This is a genomic window from Psittacicella melopsittaci, assembly GCF_003585925.1.
In the GTDB taxonomy this organism is placed as follows: domain Bacteria; phylum Pseudomonadota; class Gammaproteobacteria; order Enterobacterales; family Psittacicellaceae; genus Psittacicella; species Psittacicella melopsittaci.
Genome location: NZ_NRJH01000024.1, coordinates 1 through 16,946 on the forward strand (window position 1 = coordinate 1; position 16,946 = coordinate 16,946).

1 protein-coding gene is annotated in these 16,946 nt (G+C 39.1%); it reads left to right on the forward strand.

Features of this window, described 5'->3' with window-relative positions; translation table 11 throughout:
• The coding region (locus CJP74_RS03345; RefSeq protein WP_147397048.1) for a hemagglutinin repeat-containing protein at window positions 1-16,946 on the forward strand (16,946 nt) is incomplete at both ends.

Sequence of the window (16,946 nt, forward strand, 5' to 3'; positions counted from 1 at the left end):
CTCACTTCTCGTGAGGCTGGGGTAGCTATTGCCGCAAATCAGGTAAATCTAACTAACTCAACGGTTAACGCTAGCGACAAAGCTAACCTAACAGCAGCGACTAACATTAGCTTAACTAACACAACAGTTAACTCAGAAAAAGCTAATGTTGAGCTAAATGCAGATGACAACATCAACCTTGCTAATAGCAATGTAACTGCAAACGCACAAAACGCTCAAGTTAATGTAACCGCAACTAACGGTAACTTAACAGCAACTAACAGTAACCTAACTGCAACTACAGGTAGCGTTAAAGTTCAAGTTGGACAAAACATTAATGCAACTGACAGTAACATTACTGCTCGTGATGATTTAGCTCTTAACGCTAACAACGTTAACATCAGCAACACAACTGTAAATGCTACAGGTGCAAGTGCAAATGTTACAGTTACAGCTAAAGCAAGCTTAGATGTAACAAATGCTTCACGCATTAGCTCTACAGCGAACACGACTTTAACTGGTAATAGTGTTAATGTAACTAACTCAAGCGTAGCTGCAACTAAGAACGTTAAACTTGAGTCAGCAACTGACTTAAATGTAACTAACTCTACAGTTAATGCAACGCAAGGTAATGCAGACCTTAAAGCTCAAGGTAACGTGAACTTAAACGGTTCAAGTGTGTCAGCTAATGCTGAAGGTGCTAAAGTTAACCTCACAGCTACTACAGGTAGTCTGAATGCAACAAACGCTAACATTACCGCAACTAAAGGTAGCGTAAATGTTAGCGTAGGGCAAGATGTAAATGCTCGTAACACAAATATTACAGCAGCTAATAATCTAACTATTAAAGCTGCAAACATTGACTTAAATAACACTATAGTTAATGCTACAGCTACAGGTTCAGATGTTGTATTAAATGCAACTAATAACCTCAATGCAACGAATAACTCAAGAATCGAAGCACAAGGTAATGCAAGCCTAGTAGCACAAAAAGGTAACTTAACGCTAAGCAACACTTGTGTAACTACAACTGCAGGTAATGTAAGCGTAGATGCTAAAGCTGGTAATGTAAGCTTTAGTGCGTCACCAATTAACTCTGGTGACAACATTACGATTAACGCAGCGAAGAACATTACAGGTGAAGTAGTAGACGGTAAAGGTTCTGAGTTAACTGCTACACAAAACATTGTTGTTAAAGCAGGTGAGAACTTAAGTCTACCTAATGCTAGCCTCAATGCTAAAGCAGGTAGTGTAACTGTTAATGCAACTAATGACATTAACTTAACTAACGCTAAAGCTAATGCTGAGCAAAACATTGATGTAAACTCAAGCAAAGGTTCTATTACAGCAACTAACGGTAGTTATAGATCAGAATCTGCGAGTGTAAACTTCTCAGCTGAAGATGCAACTAACGGTACCTTAACTCTAAACAATGTAAGCGTGTACTCGCCTACAGCTGGTATTAACGTTAAAGTTGGTAAAGATGTAAATGCAACCGATAGTAACCTAACAGCAAAAGATGCAATTAGCATTAATGCAAGCAACATTACTGGTTCTAATACTTCAATTACCACAACTGGTGATAATGCTGACATTACTTTAAATGCTACTAATAACCTAAGCCTCAGCAGTAAATCTAAAGTTGACGCTAAAGGTAATGCAACGCTAAATGCAACTAACAAGCTAAATGTAGATAACACTACAGTTACTGCAGAAGCAGGTAACGCAAGCTTAAATGCAAAAGATATTGCTTTAACTAATAGCACAGTAACGGCTCAAGTTAATGCAACTGTTAATGCATCAGGTGCTTTAACTGCAACTAAAGCAACAGTTACAGCTAAGACTGGTAGTGCGGATGTTAAAGGTGCAGATGTAACATTAAATAACAGCAGTGTAACAGCTAACGTTAATGCAAATGTAAGCTCAACTGGTGCTTTAACCGCAACTAATACAACAGTTTCAGCTACAACAGGTGATGCTGACGTTGCAGGTACAGTAGTGTCTCTAGAGAAAGTAAATGTTACAGGTGCTAAGAATGCGAATGTAACTGCTACAGATGCATTAACTGCAAATAACACTACAGTAACCGCATCTACAGGTAACGCAACTGTTAAAGGTAAAGGAGTTACTCTAACTGACAGCTGTGTAACAGCTAACACTAATGCAAATGTAAGCTCAACAGGTGCTTTAACTGCAACTAATACTACAGTTACGGCTGCAACTGGTGACGCTAATGTAACAGCTATAGGTGCCTTAACTGCAACTGAAACTAAAGTTATTGCAACTGAAGGTAACGCTAACGTTAAAGGTAATGGAGTTACTCTAACTGACAGCTGTGTATCTGCGAACGTTAATGCTAACGTAAACTCAACTGATACTTTAACTGCAACTAATACTACAGTTAAGGCTACAACAGGTGATGCTGATGTATCAGGTACTGACGTAACCTTAAACAAAGTAAATGTTACAGGTGCAAACAATGCTAATGTAACAGCTTCAGGTGCACTAGATGCAACTGGAACTAACGTTGAAGCTACATCAGGTAATGCTACTGTTAAAGGTGCAGGTGTTACTCTAACTAACAGCTGTGTAACAGCTCAAAATAACGCAAATGTAAGCTCATCAAGTACCCTAACTGCAACTGATACTACAGTTACAGCTAAGGATGGTGATGCAGATGTATCAGGTACAGTAGTATCTTTAGAGCAAGTAAATGTTACAGGAGCTAAGAACGCTAATGTAACAGCTTCAGGTAGCTTAACAGCAACTGGAACTAACGTTGAAGCTACTGCTGGTAACGCGACTGTTAAAGGTGCTGGTGTTACTTTAACTAACAGCTGTGTAACAGCTCAAAATAACGCAAATGTAAGTTCATCAAGCACTCTAACTGCAACTGAGACTACAGTTACAGCTAAGACTGGTAATGCTGATGTATCAGGTACTGAAGTAAGCCTAACTAAAGCAAATGTTACAGGAGCTAAGAATGCTAATGTAACAGCTTCAGGTGCTTTAACTGCAACTGATACTAAAGTTGAAGCTACAGCTGGTAACACAACTCTAACTGGTACTGATGTTAACTTAACTAACAGTACAGTAAATGCAAGTAATAACGTAAACGTAAGTGCAAAAGGTAGCTTAAACGCAACTAACACTACAGTTACGGCAACTACAGGTAATGTAGATTTAACAGCATCTCAAGACCTTAACTTAAATAACACTAATGTAGCTGCAAATGCAGATGGTGCTAAAGTTAACCTAACGGCAACTGTAGGTAGCTTAAATGCAACTAACAGCAATATTACGGCAACTCAAGGTGGTGTAGATGTAACAGTAGGAGAAAATGTAACTGCTACTGATAGCAACATTACTGCTAAAGAAGCTTTAGCAATTAAAGCAAGTAATATTGATCTAAGTAACACTGAAGTTAATGCTACAGGTACTAATTCTGATGTTAGCCTAACTGCTAGAGAAAACCTAAGCTTACGTAATAAAACAAGAGTTACTTCAACAGGCAATGCAAGCTTAACAGGTACAGATGTAACTCTAAGTGAAACAACTGTAACTGCAACTAAGAATGTAAATGCGACAGCAAGTAACAACTTAACCTTCACTGCTTCGCCAATTACTTCTAAAGCAGGTGACATCACCTTAACTGCAGAGCAAAACATCCAAGGTGTTGCGCTTGCGGGTGGTAGATCTGAGCTTAACGCAAGTCTAGGTAATGTAACAGTTACAGCTAAATCTGGTAACGTTTCTCTACCTAATGCTGATGTAACAGCTGGTAATCGTGCGGTAATCTCTGCAGGTAACCAAGTTGACTTAAATAGCTCAGTAGTTAAAGCTGCAAATGAAGTTAATGTAACTGCAACTGCAGGCAACATTAACGCTGTAGGTACGAACCTAACAGCTACTGCAACTAACGGTAAAGTAGTAGTGAATGCTACACAGGCAAGCTTAATTGCAACTAACAGCAATATCTCTGCTCACACCGTAGCAATTAATGTAGGTGAAGATATCAATGCAACTAATACAAACATTAGTAGTACTGCAGATCTAGACCTTAAAGCGAAAAACATTAACTTAAACAACACTAAAGCTCAATCAAGCCAAGGTAAAGTTAATGCTACAGCTACAGCTGAGTTAAATATCTCTAATGGCTCTGTAGTTTGTGGTACAGATGTAACTCTAGCTGGTAATAACGTAACAGTTAGCCAAGCTACAGTTAGTGCAACAGGTGAGAACATTACTATTGCTGCAACTAAAGCAGTTAACTTAACAAGCACTACGGCTAAAGCAGCTAACAACACCTTTGTCCGTGGTAGCTCAATTGATGTAACTGAAGGGACTTTAGAAGCAACTAAAGGTGATGTGTCTGTTGGTGATGCAAATACGACGAGAACTAACATCTCAGGTGTGACGACTTTAACTGCAAATCACGGTAATGTAAGTCTACGTGGTAACCAGTTTGTTAATGTTTCACAAACTACAGTTAAAGCTGGTTTAGACATTAACCTAAGTGCTCCAGATGGTACAGTTAATATCACTAACAGTACTAACTTACGTGCTGACCGTTCAATTAACGTAACGGCACAAAACGTGAGCATTAATAGCACCGTATTAAATGCAGCAACAACAATTGGTGTTATTGCAACTGAGAACAATGTAGATGCAGAAAATGCAACTCTAGTAGCAAACGGCTCAATTGAAGTTAAAGCTACTCAAGGCAATGTAACTGGCCAAACTCTCAACCTCACTTCCCGTGGGGCTGGGGTAGCTATTGCCGCAAATCAGGTAAATCTAACTAACTCAACGGTTAACGCTAGCGACAAAGCTAACCTAACAGCAACGACTAACATTAGCTTAGCTAACACTACAGTTAACTCAGAAAAAGCTAATGTTGAGCTAAACGCAGGTGACAACATCAACCTTGCTAACAGCAATGTAACTGCGAAAGCAGCAAACGCTCAAGTTAATGTAACTGCAACTAACGGTAACTTGACAGCAACTAACAGTAACCTAAAGGCAACTGCAGGTAGCGTTAAAGTTCAAGTTGGCCAAAATATTAATGCAACAGACAGTAACATTACTGCTCGTGATGATTTAGCTCTTAACGCTAACAACGTTAACCTCAGCAATACAACTGTAAATGCTACAGGTACAAGTGCTAATGTTACAGTTACAGCTCAAGCAAGCTTAGATGTAACTAATTCTTCACGCATTAACTCTACAGCTAATACCAGCCTATCTGGTAAAACTGTTAATGTAACTAACTCAAGCGTTAATGCAACTAAGAACGTTAAACTTGAGTCAGCAACTGACTTAAATGTAACTAACTCTACAGTTAACGCAACGCAAGGTAATGCAGACCTTAAAGCAGCAAATAACGTGAACTTAATTGGTTCAAGTGTATCTGCTAATGGTAACGACGCTAAAGTTAATGTAACTGCGACTTCAGGTAACTTAACTGCAACTAACAGTAACATTACTGCTACTGCAGGTGGAGTAAATTTAACTGTAGGTAAAGACGTAACTGCAACCGATAGTAATCTAACTGCAGAAGATGCAATCAGCATTAATGCAACTAACATTACTGGTGCTAATACTTCAATTACTACTACAGGTACTGATGCTGACATTACTTTAAATGCAAGCAATAACTTAAGCCTCAGCAATAAATCTAAAGTTGAAGCTACAGGTAATGCAACGTTAACTGCAAAAGAAATTGCTTTAGCTAATAGCACAGTAACAGCGCAAGGTAATGCAAGTGTTAATGCGTCAGGTACTTTAAATGTAACTAACACAACCGTTACAGCTAAGACTGGTAGTGCAGATGTTAAAGGTGCGGATGTAATACTAAATAACAGCTGTGTAACAGCACAAGTTAATGCAAGTGTTAATGCATCAGGTACTTTAACTGCAACTAACACAACAGTTACAGCTAAGACTGGTAGTGCAGATGTTAAAGGTGCGGATGTAACACTAAATAACAGCTGTGTAACTGCACAAGTTAATGCAAGTGTTAATGCGTCAGGTACGTTAAATGCAACTAACACAACAATTTCAGCTAAGACTGGTAGTGCGGATGTTAAAGGTACTGACGTAACTCTAACTAACAGCACTGTAACGGCTGCAGGTAATGCAAGTGTTAATGCTTCTGGTACTTTAACTGCAACTAATACTACAGTTTCAGCTGCAAATGGTGATGCTGATGTTAAAGGTACTGCTGTAACTCTAACTAACAGCACGGTAACGGCTGCAGGTAATGCAAGTGTTAATGCTTCAGGTACTTTAACTGCAACTAATGTTACAGTTTCAGCTAAGACGGGTAGTGCAGATGTTAAAGGTACTGACGTAACTCTAACTAAAGCAAATGTTACAGGTGTAACCAATGCAAATGTAACGGCTACAGGTAGCTTAACTGCAACTGATACTAAAGTTGAAGCAACTGCAGGCAACACTGCATTAACAGGTAGTGAAGTTAACTTAACTAACAGCACAGTAAGTGCTCAAACTAACGTAAACGTAAGTGCAACAGCTAACTTAACTGCAACTAACACTACAGTAACGGCAATTGCTGGTAATGCTGACCTTAAAGCTCAAGACAACGTAACCTTAAATGGTTCAAGTGTGTCAGCTAATGCTAATGGAGCTAAGGTTAATGTAACTGCAACTACAGGTGATTTAACTACAGCTAACGCTAACATTAGTGCAACTAACGGAAGTGTTAATGTAACCGTAGGTAACAATGTAAGCTCAACTACTACGAACATCACTTCGCGTGATAGCCTAGTAGTTAAAGCCCAAAACATTGACCTCAATAACACAATTGTTAATGCAACAGGTGCAGGTTCTAATGTTGAGTTAAATGCAACGAATAACCTTAATGCAACGAATAAATCAAGAATCGAAGCACAAGGTAATGCAAGCCTAGTAGCACAACAAGGTAACCTAACGCTAAGCAACACTAACGTAACTACCAAAGCAGGTAATGTAAGCGTAGATGCTAAAGCTGGTAATATAAGCTTTAGTGCATCACCAATTAACTCAGGTAACAACATTACTATTAACGCTGCGAAGAACATTACTGGTGAAGTAGTGGAAGGTTCAGGATCTCAATTAACAGCTGAACAAAACATTGTTGTTAAAGCAGGTGAGAACCTAAGTCTACCTAATGCAAGCCTCACAGCTAAGGAAGGTAGCGTAACAGTTAATGCAACTAATAACATTAACTTAACTAACGCTACAGCTAATGCATCTCAAAACATTGATGTAAATTCAAGCGAAGGTGCTATTACAGCAACTAATGGTAGCTATAAATCAGAAACTGCAAATGTTAACTTCTCTGCAGAAAATGCAGCTAACGGTACCTTAACTCTAGACAATGTAAGCGTGTACTCGCCTACAGCTAGTATTAACGTTAAAGTTGGTAAAGATGTAAATGCTACTAACAGTAACTTAACTTCTGCGAATGCAATTAGCATTAATGCGAATAACATTACTGGAGCTAATACTTCGATTACGGTTACTAACGCAAATTCAGATATCACTCTGAATGCAACGAATAACCTCAGCCTAACAGAGGGTTCTAAAGTAGTATCTACAGGTAACGCAAGCTTTAATGCAACTAATGTTATTCTAAGCCAAACTACTGTAACTGCAACTAAGAATGTAAATGCGACAGCAGGTAACAACCTAACCTTTACTGCTTCGCCAATTACTTCGAAAGAAGGTGATATCACTTTAACTGCAGAGCAAAACATCCAAGGTGTTGCGGTTAAAGGTGGTAGATCAGAGCTTAACGCAAGCAGTGGTAATGTAATTGTTAACGCTAAAGCAGGTAACGTTTCTCTACCTAATGCTAATGTAACAGCTGGTGACCGTGCGGTAATTTCAGCAGGTAAAGCTGTTGACTTAAACAGCTCGGTAGTTAAAGCAGTAAATGAAGTTAATGTAACTGCAACAGCAGGTGACATTAATGCTGTTGGTACTAACCTCACTGCAACAGCAACTGACGGTAAAGTTGTAGTTAACACTACTACAAGTAGCTTAATTGCGACTAACTCGAACATAGCTGCTAATGCAGTAGCAATTAATGTAGGTGAGAACATCAATGCAACTAATTCAAGCATTAGAAGCAATGACGCTCTCAACCTTAAAGCAAATAACATTAACCTTGACAACACTTCTGCAGTGTCAGCTAAAGGTGAAGTTAATGCAACTGCTACTTCGGCGCTAAATATTAGCAACAACGCCCTAATCTGTGGTACGGCAACCACTCTTGCAGGTAACAGCGTTAAAGTAAACCAAGCAACAATTAACGCTACTAGCGAGAATATAACAATTAAAGCAAATACTAGTGTGAACCTCACAAAAGTAGATGCTAAAGCAGCTAACCACACCTTTGTACGTGGTAGCTCAATTGATATAACTGAAGGTACTTTAGCAGCAACTAAAGGAGAAATCTCTTTAGGTAACCTAAGTACACAAACAACTAACCTCAGCAAAACAAGCTTAGTTGCAGGTAAAGATGTAAGTGTATCTGGTGATAAAGGTGTTAACCTCTCAGAAACAAAAGTTAAAGCAGGTCAAGACCTTAACTTAAGTGCTCCTAATGGTACAGTTAATATCACTGACAGTACTAACTTACGTGCTGACCGTTCAATTAACGTAACGGCACAAAACGTAAGCATTAATAACACTGTATTAAATGCTGCAACAACAATTGGTGTAAATGCTACTGTAGGTAATGTAGATGCAGATAATGCAACTCTAGTAGCTAACCAATCAATTGAAGTTAAAGCAAAAGGCAATGTAACTGGCCAAACTCTAAACCTCACTTCTGGTGGGGCTGGGGTAGCTATTGCCGCAAAAGATGTAAATCTATCAAATTCAACAGTTAATGCTTCAACTACATCGAACTTAACTGCAAGCAATAACATTAGCTTAACTAACACTAAAGTTAACGCAGAAAAAGAAAATGTTGAGCTAAATGCTGCTAACAATATCAACCTTGATAACAGCAATGTAACTGCTAAAGCTCAAGATGCACAAATTAATCTAACAGCAACTAATGGCAACCTAACTGCAACTAACAGTAACATTGTTGTGACTGCAGGTGGTGTAAATGTAACTGTAGGTCAAGATGTAACAGCAACTAACTCTAACGTTACTGCAGCTAATGCAATTAGCATTAATGCAACTAACATTACAGGTGCTAATACTTCAATTACCACGACTGGTGCTAATGCAGACATTACTTTAAATGCAACTAACAACCTCAGCCTCAGCAACAAATCTAAAGTTGAAGCTACAGGTAATGCAACGCTAAATGCAAGTAATGTAACTCTTGCGAATACTAGCGTTACAGCTAATAGCAATGTAAATGTAACTGCAACGGAAAAACTAGAAGCAAGTAACTCTAGCCTAGTTGCAACTACAGGCAATGCTACAGTTAAAGGTGCAGATGTAACTCTAGCAGACAGCAATGTAACAGCTAACGTTAATGCAAACGTAAGTTCAACTGGTGCTTTATCTGCAACTAATGCAACAGTTAAAGCTACAACTGGTGATGCTGATGTATCGGGTACAGATGTAACTCTAGATAAAGCTAATGTTACTGGTGCTAAGAATGCTAATGTAACAGCTACAGGTACCTTAACTGCAACTAATACTAATGTTGAGGCAGCTTCTGGTAACGCAAGCGTTAAAGGTAAAGGTGTTACTCTAACTGACAGCTGTGTAACGGCTGAAGTGAATGCTAACGTAAGCTCAACAGGTACTTTATCTGCAACTAATATAACAGTTAACGCTAAAACAGGTGATGCTGATGTATCAGGTACAGATGTAACTCTAGATAAAGCTAATGTTACTGGTGCTAAGAATGCTAATGTAACAGCTACAGGTACCTTAACTGCAAATAACACTACAGTAACAGCGACGACTGGTAACGCTAATGTAACGGCTACAGGTACCTTAACTGCAAACAACACCACAGTTACTGCAACTGCAGGTGACGCTACAGTTAGAGGTGCAGACGTAACTCTAACTAAAGTAAATGTTACAGGTGCAACTAACGCAAATGTAACAGCTTCAGGTGCGTTAACAGCAAATAACACTACAGTAACTGCAACTGCAGGTAACGCTACAGTTAAAGGCAATGGAGTAACTCTAACTGACAGCTGTGTATCAGCTCGCACTAATGCAAACGTAAGCTCAACTGGTGCTTTATCTGCAACTAATACAACAGTTTCAGCTACAACTGGTAACGCTAATGTAACAGCTACAGGTACCTTAACTGCAAACAACACTACAGTTACTGCAACTGCAGGTGACGCTACAGTTAAAGGTACAGACGTAACTCTAACTAAAGCAAATGTTACAGGTGCAACTAATGCAAATGTAACGGCTACAGGTGCGTTAACTGCAACTGATACTAAAGTTAATGCAACTGAAGGTAACACTGCATTAACAGGTACTGATGTTAACTTAACTAACAGCACAGTAAGTGCTCAAGCTAACGTAAACGTAACTGCTTCAGGTAGCCTAACTGCAACTAACTCTACAGTAACTGCTTCTACAGGTAATGTAGATCTAACTGCAGCCCAAAACGTGAACCTCAATGGTTCAAGCGTGTCAGCTAATGCTGAAGATGCTAAAGTTAATGTAACTGCAACTGCAGGTGACTTTAACGCAACTAATGCGAATCTAACAGCAACGCAAGGTAGCGTAAATGTAACTGTAGGTAAGGATGTAAATGCCTTAACTACCAACATTACTTCAGAAGATAGCCTTGTAATTAATGCTGAAAACCTGAACTTAAATAACTCTAAAGTTAATGCTACAGGTGATAACTCTAATGTTGAGTTAACAGCAAGAAATGCTCTAAACGCAACTAACGGTACAAGCATTGACGCAACAGGTAACACTAGCCTCGTAGCTCAAGCAGGTGATCTAACTCTGAGCGAGACTACAGTAAACACTACAAACGGTAATGTAACTGTAGATGCTCAAGCTGGTAATGTAAGCTTTAGTGCATCACCAATTAACTCAGGTAACAACATTACGATTAACGCGGCGAAGAACATTACTGGTGAAGTAGTTAAAGGTTCAGGCTCTCAGCTAACAGCAAAACAAAACATTGTTGTTAAAGCAGGTGAGAACTTAACTCTACCTAACGCAAGCTTAACGGCAAATGCAGGTAGCGTAGAAGTTACAGCAAGCAATAACATTAACCTTGCAAATGCAAGTGCTTCAGCTGCTAAAGACATAGATGTGAAATCTACTTCTGGAGCTATTCTTGCAACTAATGGTACTTATACTTCAGCTGGAGCTAATGTTAACTTCACAGCTCAAGATACAACTAACGGTACCTTAACCTTAGAAAACGTTGCTGTGAAATCACCAACAGCTGGCGTTAAAGTAAGTGTAGGTAAAGACGTATGTGCAACCAACTCAAGCCTAACTTCTTACAATGCTATTGCTATTGAAGCAAATAACATCAGTGGTTCTAATACCTCATTTACCACTACAGGTGCTGATGCAAATGTTAGCCTCAAAGCAAGCAATAACCTCAGCTTAACCAATGGTTCTAAAGTAGTATCAACAGGTAATGCAAGCTTTAATGGTAATAATGTAACTCTTTGCACTACTACTGTAACTGCAGAGAATAATGTTAACGTTACAGCAACCAATAACCTCAGCTTCACAGCCTCACCAATCACTGCTAAAGCAGGAGATATTACTCTAACTGCAGAGCAAAATATCCAAGGTGTAGCAGCTGTAGATGGTAAGTCTGAGCTTAACGCAAGCCAAGGTAATGTAACCGTTAAGGCTAAAGAAGGTAACGTTTCTCTACCAAATGCGAATGTAACAGCAGGTAACCGTGCGGTAATTTCAGCAGGTCAAGCAGTTGACTTAAACAGCTCGGTAGTAACAGCAGCAAATGAAGTTAATGTAACTGCTACAGCAGGTAACATTAACGCTGTAGGTACTAACCTAACTGCAACTGCAGATAAAGGTAAAGTAGTTGTGAATGCTACAGCTGCAAGCTTAATTGCAACTAACACGAACATAGCAGCTAATGAAGTAGCTATTAATGTAGGTAAAGACATCAATGCAACTAATTCAAGCATTAGAAGCAATGAAGCTCTAAACCTTAAAGCACAAAACATTAACCTTGATAACACTTCAGCAGTATCTGCGAAGGGTGCGGTTAATGCTACAGCTACAGCAGAGTTAAATATCACTAATGGCTCATTAGTTTGTGGTACGGCTGTAACTCTAGCTGGTAATAACGTAAGAGTTAACCAAGCGACAGTTAATGCTACAAGTGCGAACTTAACCATTACCGCAAATGAAACAGTTAGCCTAACAGGTGTTAATGCTTCTGCAAGCAATAACGCTCTAGTACGTGGTAAAACTCTAGGACTAAACAACACTAACCTAGCAACAACAACCGGAGACATCTCTCTCGGTAATGAAAATACAGCTACTACTGACGTTACAGGTAGCAACCTCACAGCTGCAGCAGGTAATGTAAGCTTACGTGGTAACGAGTTTGTTAATGTTTCAGGTACACGTGTTAAAGCGGGTCAAGACATTAACCTAAGTGCTCCAGAAGGTACAGTTAATATCACTAACAGTACTAACTTACGTGCTGACCGTTCAATTAACGTAACGGCACAAAACGTAAGCATTAATAGCACCGTATTAAATGCAGCTACAACTATTGGTGTTATTGCAACAGAAAACAATGTAGATGCAGAAAATGCAACTCTAGTAGCTGGTGACTCAATTGAAGTTAAAGCTGCTAAAGGCAATGTAACTGGCCAAACTCTAAACCTCACTTCCCGTGGGGCTGGGGTAGCTATTGCCGCAAACAATGTAACTCTAACGAGTTCAACAGTAAATGCCTCTACTTCAGCTAACTTAAGTGCAAGCAATAACATTAGCTTAACTAACACTAAAGTTAACGCTAAAACAGGCAATGTTGATTTAAATGCAACTAACAATATCAACCTTGAAAATAGCAATGTAACTGCAAATGCACCTGATGCTAAAGTTAATGTAAGCGCAACTAACGGTAACTTAACGGCAACTAACAGTAACCTAACTGCAACTGCAGGTAGCGTTAAAGTTCAAGTTGGCCAAAACATAAATGCAACGAACAGTAACATTACTGCTCGTGATGATTTAGCTCTTAACGCTAACAACATTAACATCAGCAACACAACTGTAAATGCTACAGGTACAAGTGCTAATGTTACAGTTACAGCTAAAGAAAACTTAGATGTAACTAATGCTTCACGCATTAACTCTACAGCTAATACCAGCCTATCTGGTAAAACAGTTAATGTAACTAACTCAAGCGTTAATGCAACACAAAACGTTAAACTTGAGTCAGCAACTGACTTAAATGTAACTAACTCAACCGTTAACGCAACGCAAGGTAATGCAGACCTTAAAGCTAAAGACAACGTGAACTTAATTGGTTCAAGTGTATCTGCTAATGGTGATAACGCTAAAGTTAATGTAACTGCGACTTCAGGTAACTTAACTGCAACTAACAGTAACATTACTGCTACTGCAGGTAGTGTAAATGTAACTGTAGGTAACGATGTAACTGCAACCAACTCTAACGTTACTGCAGCTAATGCAATTAGCATTAATGCAAATAACATTACAGGTTCTAACACTTCAATTACTACTACAGGTACTGATGCTGACATTACCTTAAATGCAAGCAATAACCTCAGCCTCAACAACAAGTCAAAAGTTGAAGCTACAGGTAATGCAACGTTAAATGCAACTGACAAGTTAAATGTAGATAACGCTACAGTTACTGCATCTGCAGGTAACGCAAGCTTAAATGCAAAAGACATTGCTTTAACTAACAGCACAGTATCAGCACAAGGTAATGCAAGTGTTAATGCAACTGGTACTTTAAATGTAACTAACACAACAGTTACAGCTAAGACTGGTAGTGCGGATGTTAAAGGTACTGATGTAACTCTAACAAACAGCACGGTAACAGCTGAAGTTAATGCAAGTGTTAATGCGTCAGGTACGTTAAATGCAACTAACACAACAGTTACATCTAAGGCTGGTAGTGCGGATGTTAAAGGTACTGACGTAACTCTAACTAACAGCACAGTAACGGCTGACGTTAATGCAAGTGTTAATGCTTCAGGTACTTTAACTGCAAATAACACATCAGTAACTGCAACTACTGGTAACGCTACAGTTAAAGGTAAAGGTGTAACTCTAAATAACAGCTGCGTAACAGCTCACACTAATGCAAACGTAAGCTCAACTGCTGCTTTAACTGCAACTAATACAACTGTTACAGCTACAAACGGTAATGCTGATGTAGCAGGTACAGTAGCAGATCTAGACAAAGTAAATGTTACAGCTGCTAAGAATGCGAATGTAACAGCTTCAGGTACTTTAACTGCAACTGATACTAAAGTTGAGGCTACATCTGGTAACGCTACTGTTAAAGGTGCAGGTGTTACTCTAACTAACAGCTGCGTATCTGCGAACACTAATGCAAACGTAAGCTCAACTGGTGCTCTAACTGCGACTAATACTACAGTTTCAGCTACAAACGGTAATGCAGACGTTGCAGGTACAGTAGTAGATCTAGATAAAGTAAATGTTACAGCTGCTAACAATGCGAATGTAACAGCTTCAGCAGCATTAACTGCAAACAACACCACAGTTACTGCAACTGCAGGTGACGCTACAGTTAAAGGTACAGACGTAACTCTAACTAAAGCAAATGTTACAGGTGCAACTAATGCAAATGTAACTGCTACTGGTGAGCTTAATGCAACTAACACTGTAGTTAACGCAACTAAAGGTAACACGGCATTAACAGGTACTGAAGTTAACTTAACTAACAGCACAGTAAGTGCACGTGACAACGTAAACGTAAGTGCAAAAGTTAACTTAACCGCAACTAACACTACCGTAACGGCAACTACAGGTAATGTAGATCTAACTGCAGCTCAAAACGTGAACCTCAATGGTTCAAGTGTGTCAGCTAATGCTAATGGAGCTAAAGTTAATGTAACTGCAACAGCAGGTAACTTAACTACAACTAACGCTAACATTAGTGCAACTAACGGCAGTGTTAATGTAAGCGTAGGTAACAATGTAAGCTCAACTACAACTAACATCACTTCGCGTGATAGCCTCGTAGTTAAAGCCCAAAACATTGACCTCAATAACACAACAGTTAATGCAACAGGTGCTAACTCTAATGTTGAGTTAAATGCAACTACTGACCTCAGAGTAACTAACAACTCAAGTGTTGAAGCACAAGGTAATGCGAGCCTAGTAGCACAAAAAGGTAACTTAACTCTTAATAGTACTAATGTGACTACTAAAGAGGGTAATGTAACTGTAACTGCTCAAGCTGGTAATGTAAGCTTTAGTGCATCACCAATTAACTCAGGTAACAACATTACAATCACCGCTGCGAAGAACATTACTGGTGAAGTTGTATCAGGTTCAGGATCTCAATTAACAGCAAAACAAAACATTGTTGTTAAAGCAGGTGAGAACTTAAGTCTACCTAATGCAAGCCTCACAGCTAAAGAAGGTAGCGTAACAGTTAATGCAACTAATGATATTAACTTAACTAACGCTACAGCTAATGCAGCACAAAACATTGATGTAAACTCAAGCAAAGGTGCTATTACAGCAACTAACGGTAGCTATAAATCAGATACTGCAAATGTTAACTTCTCAGCAGAAGACCCAACCAACGGTACCTTAACTCTAGACAATGTAAGCGTTTACTCGCCTACAGCTGGAATTAACGTTAAAGTTGGTAAAGATGTAAATGCAACTAGAAGTAATCTAACTGCATTTAATGCAATTAGCATTAATGCAAACAACATTACTGGTTCTAATACTTCAATTACTACAACTGGTGAAAATGCTGACATTAGCTTAAATGCAAGAAATAACCTCAGCCTCAGCAATAAATCTAAAGTTGAGACTACAGGTAACGCTAGCTTCACAGGTGTAGATGTAACTCTAAGTGAAACAACTGTAACAGCAACTAAGAATGTAACAGCGACAGCAAGTAACAACCTAACCTTCACGGCTTCGCCAATTACTTCGAAAGAAGGTGATATCACCTTAACAGCTACTCAAGACATTAAAGGTGTTGCAGTTGAGGGTGGTAAATCTGAACTTAACGCAAGCAGTGGTAATGTAACTGTTACAGCTAAAGCTGGTAACGTTTCTCTACCTAATGCGAATGTAACGGCAGGAGATCGTGCGGTAATTACGGCAGGTCAAGCTGTTGACTTAAACAGCTCAGTAGTTAAAGCAGTAAATGAAGTTAATGTAACTGCTACTGCAGGTAACATTAACGCTGTAGGTACTAACCTAACTGCAACTGCAGACAGTGGTAAAGTAGTTGTGAATGCTACAGCTGCAAGCTTAATTGCAACTAACACTAATATTGGTGCGAACAGCGTAAGTATTAATGTTGGTGAGAACATTAATGCAACTAATAGTGCGATTGTAAGTAACCAAGCTTTAGAGCTTAAAGCGAAAAACATTAACTTAAATAACACTAAAGCTCAATCTAACCAAGGTGAAGTTAATGCAACAGCTAGCCAAGAGTTAAATATCACGAACGGCTCATTAGTTTGTGGTACAGCTGTAACTCTAGCTGGTAATAACGTAAGAGTTAACCAAGCTACAGTTAACGCTACAGGTGACAACCTAACCATTACCGCAAATGAAACAGTAAACCTAACAGGGGCTAATGCTTCAGCAAGCAATAACGCTCTAGTACGTGGTAAAACTCTAGGAGTAAACAACGTTAACCTAGCAACAACAACGGGAGACAGCTCTTTCGGTAATGAGACTACGTCTACTACTGCAGTTACAGGCAGCAACCTCTCAGCTACTGCTGGTACTGTAACTCTACGAGGCATCAGTTCTGT